At 57.8% G+C, this 18,475-nt stretch carries 22 protein-coding genes and 1 pseudogene; 15 read left to right on the top strand and 8 right to left on the bottom strand.

Annotated features, from left to right (window positions below; translation table 11 throughout):
• The first annotated feature begins 79 nt into the window (after positions 1–79).
• Together PSH65_RS19135 and PSH65_RS19140 are read left to right on the top strand one after the other, a co-directional pair.
• A complete protein-coding gene (locus PSH65_RS19135; RefSeq protein ID WP_305421783.1) occupies positions 80–994 on the top strand; it encodes a GGDEF domain-containing protein in 915 nt (304 codons plus the stop codon).
• A gap of 9 nt (positions 995–1,003) precedes the next feature.
• Complete coding sequence (locus tag PSH65_RS19140; RefSeq protein ID WP_305421785.1) at positions 1,004–2,041, top strand: AraC family transcriptional regulator; 1,038 nt, start codon at positions 1,004–1,006, stop codon at positions 2,039–2,041.
• Between the two features lie 56 nt (positions 2,042–2,097).
• Here PSH65_RS19140 and PSH65_RS19145 read toward each other — a convergent pair whose 3' ends face one another.
• Positions 2,098–2,502 carry a thioesterase family protein gene (locus PSH65_RS19145; protein ID WP_305421786.1) on the bottom strand — a complete coding sequence of 135 codons (405 nt, stop codon included), beginning with the start codon at positions 2,500–2,502 and terminating at the stop codon, positions 2,098–2,100.
• A gap of 204 nt (positions 2,503–2,706) precedes the next feature.
• Here PSH65_RS19145 and PSH65_RS31895 point away from each other — a divergent pair, with 204 nt between their 5' ends.
• A complete protein-coding gene (locus PSH65_RS31895) occupies positions 2,707–2,928 on the top strand; it encodes a hypothetical protein (protein WP_370694707.1) in 222 nt (73 codons plus the stop codon).
• Between the two features lie 207 nt (positions 2,929–3,135).
• Entirely contained in the window at positions 3,136–3,516 is a 381-nt protein-coding gene (locus PSH65_RS19150; protein ID WP_305421788.1) for a RidA family protein, read from the top strand.
• 97 nt (positions 3,517–3,613) lie between these two features.
• On the opposite strand, the gene PSH65_RS19155 is transcribed toward PSH65_RS19150, so the two are convergent.
• Positions 3,614–4,627 carry a GlxA family transcriptional regulator gene (locus PSH65_RS19155; protein WP_305421789.1) on the bottom strand — a complete coding sequence of 338 codons (1,014 nt, stop codon included), beginning with the start codon at positions 4,625–4,627 and terminating at the stop codon, positions 3,614–3,616.
• A 258-nt stretch (positions 4,628–4,885) separates the two neighbouring features.
• Here PSH65_RS19155 and PSH65_RS19165 point away from each other — a divergent pair, with 258 nt between their 5' ends.
• The 5 genes from PSH65_RS19165 (at position 4,886) to phnE (ending at position 8,581) form a co-directional block, all read left to right on the top strand.
• Complete coding sequence (locus tag PSH65_RS19165; protein ID WP_030128964.1) at positions 4,886–5,104, top strand: hypothetical protein; 219 nt, start codon at positions 4,886–4,888, stop codon at positions 5,102–5,104.
• 246 nt (positions 5,105–5,350) lie between these two features.
• On the top strand, positions 5,351–6,202 hold the full coding sequence (locus PSH65_RS19170) for a putative selenate ABC transporter substrate-binding protein (RefSeq protein ID WP_305421790.1): 852 nt from the start codon (positions 5,351–5,353) through the stop codon (positions 6,200–6,202).
• Positions 6,199–6,996 carry a phosphonate ABC transporter ATP-binding protein gene (locus PSH65_RS19175; RefSeq protein ID WP_305421792.1) on the top strand — a complete coding sequence of 266 codons (798 nt, stop codon included), beginning with the start codon at positions 6,199–6,201 and terminating at the stop codon, positions 6,994–6,996. Before PSH65_RS19170 ends, PSH65_RS19175 begins: the two co-directional genes overlap by 4 nt.
• Positions 6,990–7,817, top strand: coding sequence for an ABC transporter permease (locus PSH65_RS19180; RefSeq protein WP_305421793.1), 828 nt, complete (start codon positions 6,990–6,992; stop codon positions 7,815–7,817). The genes PSH65_RS19175 and PSH65_RS19180 overlap by 7 nt, the downstream gene beginning before the upstream one ends.
• Positions 7,814–8,581: a phosphonate ABC transporter, permease protein PhnE gene (gene phnE / locus PSH65_RS19185; RefSeq protein WP_305421794.1), complete on the top strand. Its 768-nt coding sequence runs from the start codon at positions 7,814–7,816 to the stop codon at positions 8,579–8,581. Before PSH65_RS19180 ends, phnE begins: the two co-directional genes overlap by 4 nt.
• Positions 8,582–8,920: 339 nt before the next feature.
• Here the strand turns inward: phnE and PSH65_RS19190 are convergent, their stop codons facing one another.
• Genes PSH65_RS19190 through PSH65_RS19205 form a run of 4 tightly spaced genes read right to left on the bottom strand, consistent with a single transcriptional unit; the run spans position 8,921 to position 12,900 of the window.
• Positions 8,921–10,099, bottom strand: a complete 1,179-nt coding sequence (locus PSH65_RS19190) for a spermidine synthase (RefSeq protein ID WP_305421795.1) — start codon at positions 10,097–10,099, stop codon at positions 8,921–8,923.
• A gap of 47 nt (positions 10,100–10,146) precedes the next feature.
• Complete coding sequence (locus PSH65_RS19195; protein WP_305421797.1) at positions 10,147–11,451, bottom strand: MFS transporter; 1,305 nt, start codon at positions 11,449–11,451, stop codon at positions 10,147–10,149.
• Between the two features lie 47 nt (positions 11,452–11,498).
• Positions 11,499–12,626: a HesA/MoeB/ThiF family protein gene (gene moeB / locus PSH65_RS19200; RefSeq protein ID WP_305421799.1), complete on the bottom strand. Its 1,128-nt coding sequence runs from the start codon at positions 12,624–12,626 to the stop codon at positions 11,499–11,501.
• Between the two features lies 1 nt (position 12,627).
• Positions 12,628–12,900 (bottom strand): MoaD/ThiS family protein, encoded by a 273-nt coding sequence (locus tag PSH65_RS19205; RefSeq protein ID WP_305421801.1) that lies wholly within the window; start codon positions 12,898–12,900, stop codon positions 12,628–12,630.
• Positions 12,901–12,962: 62 nt separating this feature from the next.
• On the opposite strand from PSH65_RS19205, the pseudogene PSH65_RS19210 reads away from it, so the two are divergent.
• Positions 12,963–13,187: pseudogene (locus tag PSH65_RS19210) on the top strand (hypothetical protein); the annotation flags it as partial.
• A 214-nt stretch (positions 13,188–13,401) separates the two neighbouring features.
• Here the strand turns inward: PSH65_RS19210 and PSH65_RS19215 are convergent.
• A complete protein-coding gene (locus tag PSH65_RS19215) occupies positions 13,402–13,860 on the bottom strand; it encodes a helix-turn-helix domain-containing protein (protein WP_305427018.1) in 459 nt (152 codons plus the stop codon).
• Between the two features lie 137 nt (positions 13,861–13,997).
• Between PSH65_RS19215 and PSH65_RS19220 the strand changes: the two genes are divergently transcribed.
• From PSH65_RS19220 to PSH65_RS19240, 5 genes are all read left to right on the top strand, one after another.
• Positions 13,998–15,281: an MFS transporter gene (locus PSH65_RS19220; RefSeq protein WP_305421802.1), complete on the top strand. Its 1,284-nt coding sequence runs from the start codon at positions 13,998–14,000 to the stop codon at positions 15,279–15,281.
• A complete protein-coding gene (locus PSH65_RS19225) occupies positions 15,278–16,174 on the top strand; it encodes an EamA family transporter (RefSeq protein WP_305421804.1) in 897 nt (298 codons plus the stop codon). The genes PSH65_RS19220 and PSH65_RS19225 overlap by 4 nt, the downstream gene beginning before the upstream one ends.
• 276 nt (positions 16,175–16,450) lie before the next feature.
• Positions 16,451–16,645: a hypothetical protein gene (locus PSH65_RS19230; RefSeq protein ID WP_305421805.1), complete on the top strand. Its 195-nt coding sequence runs from the start codon at positions 16,451–16,453 to the stop codon at positions 16,643–16,645.
• Positions 16,642–16,968, top strand: a complete 327-nt coding sequence (locus PSH65_RS19235; RefSeq protein ID WP_305421806.1) for a low molecular weight protein tyrosine phosphatase family protein — start codon at positions 16,642–16,644, stop codon at positions 16,966–16,968. Before PSH65_RS19230 ends, PSH65_RS19235 begins: the two co-directional genes overlap by 4 nt.
• A gap of 53 nt (positions 16,969–17,021) precedes the next feature.
• Positions 17,022–17,183: a DUF2986 domain-containing protein gene (locus PSH65_RS19240; protein ID WP_305421808.1), complete on the top strand. Its 162-nt coding sequence runs from the start codon at positions 17,022–17,024 to the stop codon at positions 17,181–17,183.
• A gap of 56 nt (positions 17,184–17,239) precedes the next feature.
• On the opposite strand, the gene PSH65_RS19245 is transcribed toward PSH65_RS19240, so the two are convergent.
• A complete protein-coding gene (locus tag PSH65_RS19245; protein WP_305421810.1) occupies positions 17,240–18,112 on the bottom strand; it encodes a DNA/RNA non-specific endonuclease in 873 nt (290 codons plus the stop codon).
• Positions 18,113–18,475 lie beyond the last annotated feature (363 nt).

Here is an 18,475-nt window from a genome sequence, read left to right on the forward strand (position 1 = left end):
CCTCCCCCCCCCGTCACCCGACTGTCACAAACATCTGCTGTGCTGGCGCGCATTGCTTCTTCGCCAAAGGATCGCGGCCATGTTCTCAGTGCTCAAACCTCACCGTTGGAAACTCGCCCTGCTGCTGTTGGCCGCCAACCTGGGGTTGCTTCTGCATTTGGCCTGCGGCGAGGTGAAACCGGTCAGCGAATGGGTCTGGCTGGACATCGTCGGTGAGGGCGGTTCGGCGCTGCTGGCGCTGGTCTGGTTGGGGTTGGTGCTCAAGAGTCGGCCGGCCGGGCGCGTCACCAATTACCTGGCGCTGGGTTTGAGCGGGATCTTTTTTTCCTGGTGGATCGACAGCCTCGACGAGTTCATCCGCCTGCCCGACAGCATCACTTGGGATCACTGGCTCGAGTCCGGGCCGATGCCGGTCGGCATGATCCTGCTGACCATCGGCATCTATCACTGGCACCGCGAACAACTGGCAATCAGCGCGCAGATGGAGAAACGCGAGCGGCTGTTCCGCGAGCATCGGTTGTTCGACAAGCTCACGCCACTGGGCGGCGCCGATTACCTCAAGCGTCAACTGGCCGGCAGCTTTGAGGAAAGCCACGACCAACAACAGCCGCTGTCGCTGTTGGCGCTGGACCTGGACAACTTCTCGGCCATCAATCAGGCCTTCGGGTATGCCGAAGGCGACGCCGTGTTGCAAGCGCTCAGTCATTTGCTGCTGCTCAATCTGCGGCGCCAGGACTTGCTCTGCCGACTGGCCGGCGATCGTTTCGTGGTGCTGCTGCCCAATACCGGTGAGAGCCAGGCACGGTTGCTGGCGCTGGAACTGCAACAAGCGGTTCAGGGCCTGGCGCACAAAACCCGACAGCACGGCGAACGCTTGCAACTGTCGGCGAGCACGGCGGTGGTGATGGCGCTGAACGAGTCGCCAGACGCCCTGTTCAAGCGCCTTAACCTGGCGCTGGCCCGGGCCAAGCAGCCTCTGGCCAGAACGGCTTGAGGCCCGGCCATGACCCTGAAAACCACGTGGTACGAATCCGACAGCCGTTTCATCCCCGGGCATTATCAACCGGCATCCCTGATCGATCTGGCGCTGTCCCGGGACATCGACAGTCATCGTCTGCTACGCGGCACCGGGCTGTTTCATGAAGACATTCTGGCTGGTCAGACCCGCCTCAGCCCCCTGCAGTTTTTCGCGCTGATCGGCAACAGCCGACGTCTGCTGGATGCCGACGACAGCAGTTTTCTGTTCGGTCAGCGCCTGCTGCCCGGCCACTACGGCGCCGCCAGCCACGCCTTGCGCCATGCACAAAACCTGCACCAGGCACTCGATACTCTGGTGCAACAACAGGCGCTGCTCAGCCCGTTGATGACGCCGCGATTGGTGCTGGATGAAAAACACGCCTATCTCTATTGGCTGGACAGTTGCGGGGCCGGCGAACAATGGCGTTTTCTGCTGGAAGCAAGCATGACTTCGCTGGTGGCCATGAGTCGCGCGCTGAGCGGCCAGCGCTTGCCGTGGGAATGCAGTTTCAGCCATGCCGAGCCCCGTTACATCGAGCAATATTGGGTGCATTTGGGCGAGCACACTCAGTTCAACCGGCCTCTGGACCTGATGCGCATCCCCCGGGAATTTCTCGCCCAGCGATGGCCCGATGCATCGGCCACCGCTGGCCAGGTCGCCCGTCAGGAAGCTCAGGGGCAACTGCAACAGTTGGGCTGCACGTCGAGTTTTCTCGACGGCATGTACCGCTATTTACAGCGCCACGTGCGCCACACCCCAAGCCTGGAACAAGCCGCCCAGGCCTTCGCCATGAGCCCCGCCACCCTCAAGCGCAAACTGCAGAAACACGACACCGGTTTCCAGCAGCAGGTAGATTTGGTGCGCAAGCACGTGGCCCTGTACCTGTACCAGATCAAGGGGTTCAGCAATGAAGCAGTGGCCGAGTACCTGAGTTTCAACGATGCGGCAAACTTCCGCCGCTCGTTCAAGCGCTGGACTGGCAGTACGCCCAACTTGATCCGTCAGCTGTTCCATACCGGCTGAGGCGTCATGTGATCCGTAGGAGCTGTCGAGCTTGCGAGCCTGCGATCGCAGGCGAGTTATGAAAGAAGCGCTCTCAGCGGTGCTGGAATGGCAACAATGTCTTTGGTTTCAGGCGAGACACAAACATGAGTGACATTCGCGACAAACGATAGTGTCTCGTTGCCGACAAATCCTTCAACCAAAAACGTGAAGGAGTGAACCCCTAGCTTGGCGACGCTAACCTTGATGTCCAACTCATCATCCCAAGTCAGGGGAGTCAGTAACTCCAATGACATGGCGCGTACGGGTGGTAACACATCAAAACCCATCAGCGTTCTAAGCCCGGGTGTTCCCAACCACTTATCAAGCGCTCCATAAATAGCTTCCACTGCAAAATATGAAAATCGCGGGGTGTACACCACTCCCGCCGGATCACAATCTCCAAACAGAATGGTTCTGCTGACAAAAACCGCATTAGGCATTGATCTATTTTCCCTGTAGTTATCAGATGCCGGAAGTTATCCGAGTCCTTGGTTTTTATTTAATTACTTGCAGTTCGAGAGCGATGTCCATGTCTCCGCGCGGCAATCCATAACATAGCATTTCGGGTGCAGGTATCTGCAACTCTCGTTAAGACCCAACTGCTTTACTGGGATGAAAAATGGTTTTATTTCCAGCATGTTTTCATGGTGGGATCAAAAGTTTCGGCAGTGGCCAATGTCAAGGCACTCTTGATCGACCGCTCGCGCAAAGTCGTAGACCCTGCCCGAATATTCGCACTGATTGGTGAATCCCCTGAACCTCCAGCAGTACCGGAATCCATTGCTGATTGGGTTGTACGTCCTCGAGCACAACCACACGCTGCAGCATACGAACAGGCAAAGGCTCTCGATTCACTGAGCGAATAGTCGGTTTGCGAGGCCCTATAGGGAACTCATTGCCGTTGATGGATTGCCCGCCCTTCCGGGTTTTCGAGCCAATTCATGAACGGCACGACGATGGGACTGTAAACTGGCCGTTCAAAAAGGCATTGCCTTATTGGACGCCCCAGACTGAGCCAGCTGGCGATGCCAGGCTGGTCGCCCCTCTTCACCACCTCAAACAAGAGATCCCCCATGGCAAACCACGACCTCACCTTTCTCCCCGACCCAGACCCGGAATCCATCTCCTCCGACGTCGCCGGTTTCGGCGGCCTTCTGGTCTCCACTCAAATCCCTACTCGCGCCGACGGCAGCCTGGAACTGGGTGGCATCGCCGAGCAGAGTGAATGCACTCTGCAAGCACTCAAGGTAGCGCTGGAGCTTGCCGGCAGTTCCATGGACCGGGTGCTGCATCTGACCATTTACCTGACTGACATGGCCGACCGCGCCGCTTTCAACGAAGTCTACAAACGCTTCTTCGCCAAGCCGTGGCCGGTTCGCGCCGCCGTTGGCGTGGCGTCCCTGGCGGTCGAAGGCATGCGCGTGGAAGTGACCGCGATGGCGGCCAAGGGCTGAGCCTGCGGACATGTCCGGTGGCCCTGCTCCAACGAGCGTCCGCCACCGGGCATCACTCATTCAGGGAGATCCTCACTGGTACGCAAAAAAGCAGTGATTATTTAACGAGCCGTTTTTCCTTGGAAGGCCTGTAGCCGAAGTACGAGCTATAGCACTTGCTGAAATGACTGGGCGACACGAAGCCACAGGCAACCAGCACGTCTACCTGGGATAGCTCTGTGTGCTGAAGCAGTCGACGCGCTTCGGTGATGCGCAGCTCCATGTAATATCGCTGCGGCGTTGTCCCGAGCTGCTCCTTGAACAAGCGTTCGAGTTGTCGCCGGGAACGGCCCGCGTAGACCGCCAGTTGCTCCAGCTCCAGAGGCTCTTCGAGGTTGGCATCCATCAGCTTGACCACCTCTCGCAACGGCGCGCTCACACAGATGTTTTCAGCCGGTTTAATACGCCGGTAGCGAGACTCCTCGAAAGCGAGAATGTCCTCGATACCCTCGACCAGGGCTTTATCGTGCAGTTCTTTGATCCAGTCCAACGCCATATGAAATGCCCCAGAGGGACTGGAAGCGGTGAGCCGGTCTCGATCGATGACATAGGGCTCACTGGTGACATGCGTCGCCTTGGAGATTTCCGCGAGTGCGGGACGATGTTCGGGGTGAATGGCGCAACGGTATCCATCGAGCAAGCCTGCGCTGCCCAGGAACCACGCACCATTCCACAACCCGGCCAGACTGACGCCCTGATCTGCCGCCGCTCGCAACAGGCTGATGAACTCATCAGTCGTCTTCAGTTCTGTCCTGTAGCCGCCGCAAATGACCAGCAGGTCCAGGTCGTGAATGGCTGAAGAATCGATACGTGCGTCTGGCCGAATGACCAGGCCCAAGTCGCTGATGACCTCCCCCTCGTTCAAGCCGAACGTTCGGGAAGAGAACAAGCCGGGGCGCAGAAGATTCGCGGTGACAATCGTGTCCAGCGCTTGCGTGAACGCGGGCAGCGAGAAATGCTCGAGCAGCAGAAAGCCTGCTCGTACCATCTGGGTAGGCCCGTTGGGGTTTTCATTCAGATAGCGGAGGTTTTTTCCTTTCATGCCTCCGCTGAATTGACGTCGCTCGATCAATGTTCGACCCACTCGGTTACGTTAGCCAATCTGTCATCTGGTGCGCTTTTAAAGCGTCATGCTAACGGCAAAAGCTCAAAAAACCCTAGTACCATTATGCAACCGATCAGGCGAGTTGAAAGCCGTGACGAAGCGGGTCTTTATCATCGACGAAAATGATGTTGTGGCCGGTGATCCGGGCCTAGCCACAAATACTTGAAAACCCGAACTCCCTTCATACCGCTGTATCTAATGTGTAGGTCAATGGAGGTGAGCGAAATGAACAATGACGATGTTAATGACGACGAATCAGAAACGACCTCGAACGTCCCGCCTGCCGATACGTCTGGCAAACCCGTCGATGTGGTCGAAAGAGAGCTTGAGGACAGCGACAGTGACGCCGAAAGTTTAGATGAAGCGCGAAACCAGGAGCGGGAGGCTGAAGAGCTCAGGCGAAAAGTAGCGGAGATAGAACGCAAGGTGGCGGACGGTAATTAGCAAAATGCCGGAGGGGCGAGAAACATCATGATGCAAATGCTGGCCGAGGGTGATCTCACAAACGGGGTTATGCGCTCCGATAATTGACCGTTTTGGGTTGTGGATTCAACCGGTCGATACAACAGATTGCAATTGGGCCAAAACCGGTCAATATCGCTCCTTTCGTCTACCCTCACACAGCGCCACGCAGCATTAGCTTATGTCAGGCGCCTTGACACTCTTTCGTTAATACACCGGAGATCTTCCATGCTCAAGCGCACCCTGGCATTGGCCATCGGCTTGACCCTGTCATTTTGCACCCTGTTGGCGCAGGCTGCCGATACGCTGAAAGTCAGCGCGATTCCCGATGAAGCCCCTACCGAACTGCTCCGCAAGTTCAAGCCGCTTGGCGCCTATCTGGAACAACAATTGGGCATGAAGGTCGAGTTCGTGCCCGTGAGCGACTATCCGGCCGTGGTCGAGGCGCTGGCCACCGACCGCATCGACCTGGCCTGGCTGGGCGGCTTCACGTTCGTGCAGGCACGCCTGAAAACCGGCAATGCCATTCCACTGGTACAGCGCGAACAGGACGCCCAATTCACCAGCAAATTCATCACCGCCGACCCTGCCGTCAGGTCCCTCGCCGATCTCAAGGGCAAGACCTTTGCATTTGGCTCGGTGTCCTCCACTTCAGGCAGTCTCATGCCGCGTTATTTCATGTTGAAGGACGGCATCAAGCCAGAAACCTACTTCAGTCGCGTGGGCTACTCCGGCGCCCATGACGCCACTGTCGCCTGGGTCCAGGCCGGCAAGGTGGACGCCGGGGTACTGAACGCCAGCGTGTGGGAAAAACTGGTCGCCGCCGGCAAGGTCGACACCACCAAGGTCAAGGTGTTTGCGACCACCCCGGCCTACTTCGACTACAACTGGACAGTGCGCGGGACCCTCGACCCAGCGTTGGCGGCCAAGATCAAGGCTGCCTTCCTGGCTCTCGATCCGGCGAACCCCAAGGACAAGGAAATTCTGGATCTGCAGGCCGCCAGCCGATTCATCGAAACCAAGCCTGAAAACTACAAAGGCATCGAGGAAGCCGCACTCGCCGCCGAACTGCTCAAATGACATTGCGTCTGACCCAGGTCAGCCTTACCCACGCCAACGGCGTCCGGGCGCTGCGTGGCGTGGACCTGCATATCGGTGCAAGCGAACAGGTCGCCATCATCGGCCCGTCTGGCGCAGGCAAGTCGAGCCTGCTCAACCTGCTGGCCACCGCCCTGAGACCGGGCAACGGCGAGTTGCAGGTGCTCGGCGAGCACGCCTGGCGGCTATCTGCCCGTCAGCGTCAGCGTCTGCGCGCTCGCATCGGCCTGATCCATCAATCGCCTCCCCTGCCACCGCGCCAACGCGTGATCACCGCGGTTCTGGCCGGAAAGCTGGGTCAGTGGGGTTTGGGCAAGAGCCTGTTGAACCTGCTGCATCCACTGGATATTCCGGGCGCACGCGCGGCATTGGCCAGGCTGGACCTGAGTGACAAGTTGTTCGCGCAATGCCAGCAACTGTCCGGCGGACAGCTGCAGCGCGTGGGCATTGCCCGCGTGTTGTACCAAGCGCCCGAGGTGTTGCTGGCCGATGAGCCGGTATCGGCCATGGACCCTGTGTTGGCCCAACACACGCTTTCGGTGCTCTGTCGCCATGCCCGGCAGCACAACGTCACCCTGGTCGCCAGCCTGCACGCGGTGGAGCTGGCCCTGGCGCATTTTTCGCGCATCATCGGCTTGCGTGATGGACAGATCCTGTTCGACCTTCAGGCCAGCGAAGTCGACCGTGAGTTGCTCGACAAGCTCTACGCCAACGAACAATTGCTGTCCCCACCGATTGCTCCGGCGCCCTTGAGTGTGCAAATTCCCCGATGCTGACCCGTGATACCCGAGATCCCGCCGCCCTGCCCCGCCTGCTGCTCACCTTGCTGGCCCTTGCCCTGCTGTGGCCGGGCATCCATTTCAGCGAGTTGGACCTCAGCGTGCTGGTGGCGAGTGACAGTCAGAGCGAGATGGGCCGGTTTGTATCCGCCTTCTGGCCACCGGCCCATGGCGAAGAGTTCATTGAGCTGCTGTTGCAAGCCACCCTGCAGACCCTGGCCATCGCCACGGCGGGCATGGCCCTGGCGTTGCTGTTGGCAGTCCCCGCCAGCCTGTTGGCCAGCCGTGCTCTGTCGCTGTCTGCTGCCTCCCGGGCCGGTCACCCGAGTTATTGGGGCCAACTGCTGCGCTGGCCCATACGCGGTTTACTGATCTTTCTGCGCAGCGTGCCGGAAATCGTCTGGGCCCTGCTGTTCGTGCGCGCCGTCGGCCTCGGCCCGACGGCCGGGGTGCTGGCCATTGCCATTACCTACAGCGGCATGTTGGGTAAGGTTTACGCGGAAATTTTCGAATCGGTCGACCAGCGTCCGGCCCACGCGCTACTGCAATCGGGCAGCGGTCGGCTCGCAGCCTTTTGCTACGGGATCCTGCCCAATGTCGCTGCGGAGTTGCTCTCGTACACGGTGTACCGCTGGGAATGCGCAATCCGCGCCTCGGTGGTGATGGGCTTTGTCGGTGCCGGCGGTCTGGGCCAGCAAATGGATCTGTCGTTGCGCATGTTCGCCGGCGGTGAAGTGGCCAGTTTGTTGCTGACGTTCCTTGTGCTGGTGCTGCTCGCCGATCAACTCAGCCGCCTGCTGCGCTGGAGGCTGGCATGAATCGCCTGATCAATCTGGCACTGCTGCTCTGCATCGGCGCAGCGGTGGTCGCCTCGTTCATCTACCTGGGCATTGACCTCGGTGAGCTCGGGGGTGCCGGCAACCTGAAGCAGATGGGTGCTTATGCGCAGCGCTTTCTCAGCCCGGACTTGAGCTCCGGCCATCTGCAAGCCATCGGCCACGGCGCCCTGGAAACCATTGCCATGTCTGCCCTTGGCACCCTGCTCGCGGCGGTATTCGGCCTGCTGTTGGCATTGCCCGCGGCCGGGCGCTTCGGCTGGCCATTGCAGAGCGCGTCGCGTCTGGTGCTCAACGCCTTGCGCGCGGTTCCGGAACTGGTGTGGGCCGCGCTGATGGTCCTTGCCGCTGGGCTCGGCCCCAATGCCGGCACCCTGGCATTAGCCCTGCACACCACCGGCGTGCTCGGTCGGCTGTTCGCCGAAGCGCTGGAAAACACCCCACCAGAACCCGCCGAAGCCATCCGCCTGCAGGGCGGCAACGCCGTATGGGCGTTCTGTTACGGCACCCTGCCCAACCTGTTGCCACAGCTACTGGCCTACATCCTGTACCGCTGGGAAAACAATATCCGCATGGCCAGTGTGCTTGGCTTCGTCGGTGCAGGTGGTTTGGGGCAAATGCTCTATGTCAGCCTCAGCCTGTTCCAGGAAGCGCAAGCCAGCACGGTTATTCTGGCCATGCTGTTACTGGTACTCGCCGTCGATACATTGAGCAGCTGGAGCCGTCAGCGCTGGGTCAAGGCCTGATTGCTTTCGCAGCACAGATGCATCTGCAAGGTGCCCGGCAATCGTTCAGTGGGTCTTCGAAGTTATGCAAACCCGAGGAACGACAGGATAACCACGACGATCACAACGACCCCAACGATGTAGATGATGTTGTTCATGAAGGCCACCTCTCAATCTGGACAGGGACTGCGACACGAGAGTGCTACAAATACAAGGTACTGCACCTTTGCGCGCAATTCCATTCGGAGCACGCATAGGCTCCGATCTCGCCGAAACCTTGGTTTGACGCTGGGGGTTACATGGATCCTGAACGGGTGGACATGCTTGAAGACGCAGCGGGCTGATCGGCGGCGCAGGTGGCTACGCTCTTGGCGCTCGGCTCGGTGAAACGTCGGACCGCCATGTGCTCGGTGACAATCGGGCTAGCGCCCGTCGAAAGCCTTCCACTTTGGTCACATCCCCCCGGGTTCTGTGCGTAACGACGCCATAGGCATAAGGAAGTAAACCCTCCAGCCAGTCTCGTGGGTGGATCTCGACGCTTTTCTCCAGTGTCGCGAGGACCCAGTCGGGAAGCCATGACATATCGCGGTCCGAGAAGTTGACTTCGCCTGCGATCAGCAACGCCAGCGTGGTACGCAGCGAAGACTTGTCTTTCAACAATCGTTCTTGCAGCGCTTGGCAAGCGTCCGGGTCATCCAGTAACACGCGAAGATCGTTGGGTTTGTTCAGCTTCAGTGAGGCTGGAAGCAGTGCCGATAAGGCCGGTAACGACTCCTTCCAGCGTTTGTGCACCTCGAGATCAATTCCGACGAAGTCCAGCAGCGGAGGCTCAAGCGGCGCGTCACGGATAACCGTGGGTGTCAGATAGCGCAGGCGAAGGCTCATGATGTCCATGAAGAGCCGGTCACTGGCACATAAAGACTCTAGGGCAGCTGCGGTGCGTGGTGTGGTTGATGGAGGTGGGCCGATAATGAACGTCGCATTGCGCCGGTGAGGCAGGTAATGAATGTCGCCCCAGCTGTCGTTCAGGCAGTGTGCAAGCCAAGCCTGGGGTGTAGGGCCGTTGAACGGGTCCAGATTCATGGGGACGCCAAAACCGTTGAACACCACATGACCGAGGGGGTTGAGGCGGCTCTTCAATAGTTGGTGGAACGCGTGATCAAACACTATCGGGGCATAACCGTTCTGGGTGTAGAGGTCGACAATAATGACGTCGTACCGGTCGGGGGTGACGTCCAGGAAGTGCGCGGCATCAGCGACCACGCTGTCAAAGTCGATATGCGCTGCAAGTCGGTTCCGGTTATCGAGGCTGCGCACGAGTGCGGTCTCGTCCAGATCAACGGCCAACAGACGGGCCACTCTGGTGCTGGCTGCGATCGGCGCCAGCGCCACACCGTCCGAAAGCCCCAGCATCAGAACCGAGATTCGATCCTTGGACGGGTCCCCCAGGAAACCGGTACAGCCCATATCATCATAATATTGGCCGCAGAAGATCTGTTCATGTTGAGCAGATTCTGGTCGATCCTTGAAGTCCGGCATGGTGAAAGGCAACTCCATTTGTAAGAGGCGGGGGGCGGCGAGGCACGTCAGTGCGCAAACGCTTCAGGGTATTTTTCCTGGTAGGCATCATTGAGCTGCGTATCCGGGGAACGCATGAAAGTTTTGAAATCGGGTACCAGAAAGACCAGCAGAGACAACAGCAGCACCATGACACCCAGCAGCGTGATTGTCAGTGCAACCCCCAGATCGGCGATCAGGGTGTTCATCGCAAAACTGCCCAAGGGGCTGGCCGCCGCAGACAGAAATGAAACCGTGGCAAAAATCCGGTTGCGATGGAGCTTGGGCGTCGCCAGCAGCCTCACTGCGGAGGTGGGGATGTTGATCAACATCAGGCCTACGCCGCCGCAGAAAAAGGCCGCGGGTACGATGAACGACGATGAAACGGTGCCGACCACCACCAGATTGCACCCCAGTAATGCAAAACCTGCGGACACACACATGTCACGGGGGACCCGGTCGGATAACCAGCCGATGATCTTGTAACTGCCCGCCAGAATGCCCAGCCCGAAGCATGAATCCAGCAGACCGATGTATGTGACCGGGTACTGGATGATGTCCTTTACGTACAGTGGAATCAAAATGGTGAAGAACGGAAACAGGGCAAAGTTGATCAGCATTGCAATGATGGCCAGGTAAAACTCGACTTTCACTCCGTAAACCACTTTGAAACCGGAATAAATCATGCTGAAGCCGCTGGCACCCGGGGCTTTTTCGCCTTGACCGGTGGCACCGATGTGGCTCGGGATGGTCGCGATCAACGCTCCGGCGATGAGAATCGCAAAAAAATCGGCAGCAAAGGCGAACGTGATACCGAACCCGTAAATCAACCCGCTGGCCAGTACCGGCCCCAGCAGAATAGAAAAGGACGACATTACGCTTTTGGTCCGAAAGGCCAGGGAGACTTTATCGTCGTCTGCGAACAAAGGAATGATCGACGCCTGGAGAGGGTCGCGCACACCGACAATCGCACTGCTGATCATCATCAGCGCGCCCACCGTCCAGGGATTGAACGACCCCGTGGCGGACAGCACCACCATCAACAGCGCTGTCAGCAGGCTGATCCATGAGGCCAGCTTGATGATCAGGATTTTGTTGTACTTGTCCCCCAGCCATCCCAACAAGGGTTTGGCTAACACCTCCGCCGCAATGGAACAGGCAATCATGTTGGCGAAGTACAGGGCAGAGCCTGTTTCCTGCAAGGCCCACCAGGCCACCGCCAGTTGATTGCACCGTCCACCCAGAACCATAAGCAAAAAGCTGAATTGCACTTTCAGCAGACGCCGGTCGATGCCGGGAAAGCCCCACGTAATGCCTGAAAAATTTGCACTCATTAACGTACCTTTGATTCAGATAGGGCTACTGCTCAAGCCGGGGGTGTTCAAGAAACGACGGGGTGACGGTCATCAGGGTAGATCGCCAGATACTGCTCGACCCCACCCTCAAGGCTATAGAGTTCCGCATCCTGGTTGACGCTGCGAACGGCCAGTAGGGCTGCCTTGCTTCTGATGCCGGATTTGCAATAGAAAACGATACGGCGGGTGGTATCGAGCTCTTCCTGGCGCTTGATGATGTCTTTGAGCGGAATCAGTCCACCGCCCAGCGAACCTTGCTGATGCTCGTGGACATCACGCACATCGACCAATTGAAATGGTGCTTGTGTCGCTATCCAGTCATGCAGTGTATGGGGTGACAGCCAGTCGCTGTCGCGCCACTGAGGTGTGGTCGCGGCGCCAAGCGTTCCAGCAGGGGGCCGGCTCCGTGTTTTCTTGTTGATGCTCAACAGGTGGAAAGTGTTGTCCAGGCCGTCGATAGACAACAATTGCCCGCTCAATGGCTCCCCGGCACGGAGGATGAGCTTGAGTACTTCATTGGCCTGAAAGCAACCGAGCAAGCCAGGTATGACGCCAAGAACTCCCGCTTCCGAGCAGTTTTGTGTCAAGTGCGGTGGCGGCGGTGTTTCGAACAGATCCCGGAAGCACGGCCCCCGTTGTTGGGTGTGTGGGTTGTAATAATTAAATACCGACACCTGCCCCTCGAACTGACTGATCGAAGCATAGACCATCGGTTTTTCGCACTCGATACAGGCGTCACTGATGAGGTATTTGGCGTCGAAGTTATCCGTGGCGTCGACGATGATGTCGTATTCCGCCAGCAGCGACAGGACATTGTCCGGGTTCAGCGTCGTGGCAACGGTGTGGACGACGATGTCGGGGTTCAACTGGTTGATGCGGCGCAAGGCTGCCGACACTTTCAGGTCGCCTACATCGGCAATCGAATAGAGTATTTGTCGGTGCAGATTGCTCACGTCGACGATGTCGTTATCAATGATGCCGATCGTCCCGACGCCAGCACCTGCCAGGTACAGGAGTACCGGGCAACCCAGCCCCCCGGCACCGACCACCAGCACCTTGCTGTCTTTGAGGCGCTGCTGCCCCTCAGCGCCGACCTCGCTGAGGATTATCTGGCGGGCGTAACGGGAGGTGTCCGTCTTCAGGTTGCATTGCATGTCAGCCACCTGCCACGGCGTTGATCAGAATCAATTGCGCGTTACTGTCCAGAGGACTACGGCGGTCATGCTCACTGGTCACGGGCATGCCGTCGACGAACAACCCCACGAACGGCAGCGGGTACAGGTCCTCAGAGAAGACCGGGCCAATCAGGTCGGGAAACCGTGCGGTCAGGTTGTTGAGTACATCGCTGACACACAGGCCCTCGGTGGCGTGTGTTTTATGCTGCTCGGTGTACGACATGAACTGCCGGGGAAAGTGTACGACTGCCATGGGTCATCCTTGAACGGTGTCAGTGGTCAGGTCGCTGGAAAACGCATCCAGCCTGGAGGTAATCAGTTTTCCGATTTCGCCTGGCCACCGTGCTCGCAATGATCCCGCTAACGCGCAGTGTGTTCTGGGGGCCGATGGCGATTGCGATCATGGGCGCCCTTACCGTGGCGACGCTACTGACGATCTTCTTCGTCCCGGCGTTGTATGCCGCATGGTTCAAAGTGGGTCGCCAGACGGCCGCCGACAGCCAACAAGTGATGAGGGACGCCGCACTCGCTTCTGAGTGAGGCGTGCCGTGACACCGTGCTCCCGATCTCACCGCTATCAGAAGACTTGCTCAGCGCCGTTTCTGAAAACAATCGAGGTCAGCCGCGAGGTCCTGCGAACGTTACTTTCTTTCGCTCCCTCGCGGTTTTAGGACATGCTCTTGTCAACTACGCCCAGCACACTGGCTCTAACTCCCCCAGCGCCATTCTGGTGTGAGGCAAGTCAGCTGTCGATTCACGACTCGCCGCCGACAAGTCTCACTCTGTGACAGTCAGACGGTCCAAGTTTTTGACCGTTTGATGAGCGAACATCAATCGGCATCAGAGGCTGGCCGGACTCGTTGTCCATCAGCACAGAACGCGTCTCCTGCGGCGTGAACAGGAAACGTTCGCCCCACTGCCTGATACTGACCACAACCGGAAAGATCTCCCGTCCTTTTTCCGTAAGGACGTACTCCTTGTAGGCGCTGCCATCTGACGCCGGTCGAACGTCGAAAACCCCGACCTCAACCAGCGTCTTCAGTCGCGATGCCAGAATATTTTTGGCCACGCCCAAGCTCTTTTGAAATTCGCTGAATCGGCGAATGTCGTCAAAAGCGTCGCGGATGATCATGAGCGACCAACGATCCCCGATGGCCTCCAGTGTTCTTGCTACCGGGCATTCACTGCTGTGCGGAGAGGCGTCTTCGACCATTTTCTTGACCTTGCGCAATGTGGAGTTGCCAAGTCTGTCCATCAACCTGGCGCAATGTGGTTGCAATTTAAAACCTGTTACGACAACAATGGAATCCGGTTTTTAATTGAAACCAGTTTAACGCCATGGAGGTGTACATGACAGCAGATGCCGACTCAGCCGCCAAACGGTTCTCCAGACAGCCTTCGGGATTGCTGCATTCGGACACCGGAGAAAGCAGCAGGACCGACCGGTCTCCAGGGCTTTCCCCGTCGCTCACGTTATTGTTTTCTGTCACCTGCGCGCTGGCAGTAGCCAACGTTTACTTCGCACAACCGTTACTCGATTCAATGGCTCAGAGCCTGGGTGTGGCCTCATCAATGATCGGAGTTGTCGTGACTGCTACTCAGGTTGGCTACGCGTTGGGGTTGCTGTTCATCGTCCCACTGGGCGATTTGGTAAATCGTAAGCGGCTGATTCTGACTCAGGTACTGCTGTCTGCGGTTGCACTCGCGGCGGTCGGCGCAGCACAGCAATGGCTGACCCTGTTGGGCGCCATGATCGTGATGGGCCTACTGGCAGTGGTTGTTCAGGTACTTGTGGCATACGCCGCCGTGTTGGCAACGCCATCACAACGCGGGCATGCAGTGGGGACGGTAACAAGTGGAATTGTCCTGGGCATTCTTCTGGCGCGGTTTACCTCTGGCCTGATTGCGGACATCGCGGGCTGGCGAGCCGTTTACTTCGTATCCTCAGGATTGATGCTGACCATCGCGGCGGTGCTGTGGAAAGTGGTTCCTGTCACGGCGCCGCCTAGGCACCAAGACTCCTACCTGGCGCTCATAAGTTCACTCTTCAAACTGTTCATCACCGAACGCACTTTACGCGCCAGGGGCCTTCTGGGCTTACTGATCTTTGCCGCTTTTTCCGTGTTGTGGACATCCATGGTGCTGCCGTTGAGCGCCCCGCCGCTGTCGCTTTCACACACTGCCATCGGCATGTTTGGATTGGCCGGCGTCGCCGGTGCCCTGGCTGCCAGTAGAGCCGGTCGCTGGGCCGATCAAGGCCTGGGGCAACGAGTTACCGGCATTTCGCTGGGGCTCCTGACGCTGTCCTGGTTGCCCATCACGTTTGCCGAGACGTCCCTGATCGCGCTGGTCTGCGGCGTAGTCCTGCTCGACTTCGCGGTGCAGGCAGTACACGTCACCAACCAGAGCCTCATTTTTGCTGCACGACCCGACGCCCAAAGTCGCATGGTCGGCGCATACATGTGCTTCTACTCGGTCGGTAGCGCACTGGGAGCCACAGCCGCGACCCAGGTTTATGCGCTATGGGGCTGGATTGCAGTAAGCCTGCTGGGCGCCTTGATCAGCGCTACTGCCTTGGTTCTGTGGTTTCTCACGTTTCATTTTTCAACGACCCATCAAGGAAGATCAGCATGAAAGCCAGGCACTTACTACTCGCAATCTCGATTACTGCCATATGGGGCGTGAATTTCTCGGTTATCAAACTGGGACTCACCACCGTTGACCCATTCATTCTTGCCGGCATTCGCTTCACGCTATGCGCGCTCCCGGCGATCTTTTTCATTCCGAAACCTGATGTGCAGTGGCGCTACATCATTGGTTACGGCCTGGTCTTCGGTATCGGCCTTTGGGGCGTCGTTAACCTTGGCATCAAGTCTGGTCTTTCCGCAGGCATCGCTTCACTGGTGCTTCAGTTCAGCGCGTTTTTCACCATCCTGCTCGGCTCATGGATATTCAAGGAAACCATTTCCCGCTTTCAGTACGCGGGCATAGGTCTCGCTCTGTGTGGTTTGTTGAGCATCGTCTCCATCGTTGATGGGACAGTAACGACGGCCGGGCTGATCCTGGTGCTGCTGGGAGCGGTCGCCTGGAGTGCGGCCAATGTGATCAACAAAAAAGCCAAGACCACGCAGGTCTTCGCTTTCCTGGTGTGGTCGAGCGCGTTTTCGCCCATCCCTCTTTTCGCGCTTGATTACGCTGTTAACGGCTCGACGGGGTACAGCGCATTGGTGAATCAACTCGACTACCGCGCCGTCCTGTCGATCCTGTTCCAAGTATACCCCAATACACTGTTCGGCTACTGGGTGTGGAACTCACTTCTGAAACGATATCCAGTGTCTACAGTCGCGCCATTGTCGTTATTGGTACCGGTATTCGGACTGCTCGGTTCAGTCATGATTTTCAATGAGAGCCTGTCGGCCAACAAAATCGTTGCAGTCGTTCTCATCGTGTCGGGTCTTGGCGTCGGCTTATACGGACAGCGCGTCCTCAGTGCGGTGCTCAAGCGTTCTGACCGATGCCCATCGTGATGTAACAGCACGAGCTGGAGATCTTCTGAACACTGCTGAAGCCTAGGGTGGCTTTCGTGCTCAAGCTTGAGCAAGAATACACCTTGGATTCAGTCGATATGGATGGCTGGCCAAGGGGTCAATAGCTGTCCTTCGCGACAGGCAGCAATCGGCCAAAAGCGAGCGCTGCTGGTATCGGGAACTCAACAACCTGGCCACTACCCCCGATTCACGCTTACCATACTCCCAACTCGTATTACCGCGGCTGCTGAACCCGGTACTCACGAGGAAATGATCATGGAAAGAACCCGCGCCTGGAGACGCACACAGGCCCGTAAACGCGGCAATGACAAAGCGGTTCGTCCGCTGGAATTCAAGCCGGAAAAGAACTGGAAGCTGATGTACACCCGTGCCGACAAGCTTGTCAGGGCACGCCAACTCGGCATGAGCTATCCCATCCGCACCACCCGCCAATTGTTGGATCAAGAGTGACAAACCTCCTGTTCGTCTGCAGTCGCAACCAATGGCGTAGTCCCACCGCGGAAGCGATCTGGCACCGCCGCCCCGGCTTCAATGCCCGCTCGGCGGGCACAAGCCCGAACGCACGCAAACCCATCGGCCCAGCGGATATTCGCTGGGCCGATGTCATCTTTGTCATGGAACGCAAACACCTGAATCGCCTGCAGGCCGAATACGCCCGTCTGCTTGAACACAAGCGGATTCACTCTCTGGATATTCCCGACGACTTTCGCTACATGGATGCTGAGCTGGTGGACATGCTCGAAGACGCAGTGAAGCCCTATCTCGCTACCTAGGCTTCGCGCGCAAACCTCTCACCATTCAAGAACTTACAAACCGAGTAAAAAATATGAATCGTCGCAAAAAAATACAGCAGTTATTAAAGGCTCACGCCAAAAAGGCCAGTGCCAAACTGGCACCGCCAAGTAAGTCTAAATACATTAGTAAAGCTGACCGATTGAAACTCGCTGCTGAACCCACTCTAGAGTCAATCAAGCCCCCTGAAAGCTGATCCATCTTAAACACCCCCGTTACATCCAGCCTTCGGGGGTGCAATTCATCAAGCCATCAAGAGCGCCCTACGGACCCTGTGACCGGTAGATTCCCCAGCAATTTGAGCCCGGTACTCTTCACGAAAGCGTCATAGTCCATCGGTCTCTCCATACGGGTTTCAGCGTTGGGTAGTACATAGGCCCAGGCACGCTTGGACGATGCGTCATAAACCAATTTGAACAGGCGGGTCGGCACCCAGACCTTGTTGTCGCCGATGGTGGTGTGGCCCGAGTCAAAGAGCGGGCCGGTAAAGACAAAAACATTGCCATCGGCTCGCTTGGCAAACTTTCTGACATCGGACTCGACCTTGCTCCAGATCTTCCGGTTGTTGGTTGGGTCCTGCGGCACCATGTTCGACAGTGCAAAGGATTGGGCCATTGCATTGGGGTTCGGTGCATCGGCTGCCGGGGATTGATGGCCGCGGTCCACGGCCGGATGTTGACTACGGTAGTCGCTCAACTCTGCCCGCCCACTCTTGGGGATGCGTGGGTCCGGGTAGAACTGGTTGGTGCGCTCCTCGCCTTTGGCATCCTGCAGTTGGGCGGCATTAAGGCGTTCGACCACTACCAATGGCGTCTTGCTGGTTTGCGAGTACAGCACCGCAAAGTTGTCGGAACACAGGGCCAGGGGTTTCATTGTTGCAGGCACAGTGGCCATGTTGATCGGTTTCGCAGCCGGGAACAGATCTGCGCAGCCGTCGAACGATGCCTGTTTCTGTTTGTTCGAATAGAGGCCCAGGGCCGCGCTCTGGCTGACCGAGCCCGAGCGGGACACGTGTTCCTGATGTTGGGTGGGCGGCTTGATGAGATCCAGCAGACTGCGGGCTTCTGCCCCGGTCGAGAGCAAAACAAGGGCCGACAGCCCAACTGCAATTTTGCGTAGGTGCATGCTTTAAATCTTCGAATTGGATTGAGGGGTAAAACGTACGACGAGTCCCGATTCACGGAACCAGGTGGAGGCGGTTGCTGATTAAATTGCGGCAAGCATGCTTTCACAGTCCTTGATCAAAATACCGATGCGGATTCGGTCGGTTCCGAGCAGTACGACTACTGATGGTCGTTGCGGGATTTATTGACCATCACAAGTCACTTTAGTGCTGAGCAGCGTTTACAGTCGACTCGCCAATGCTCGTTGAAGAAGCGATTGGGTCGAAGAGCTCCGATCGTTTCGCGTTGCAACCGAACTCAAGAGAAGCCGCATTGATTTCATTCAATGAACACAGTCAGGGACTGGTCGCAGGGGCAGGCGCGT

This window comes from Pseudomonas sp. FP603, assembly GCF_030687415.1.
Lineage (GTDB): Bacteria > Pseudomonadota > Gammaproteobacteria > Pseudomonadales > Pseudomonadaceae > Aquipseudomonas > Aquipseudomonas wuhanensis.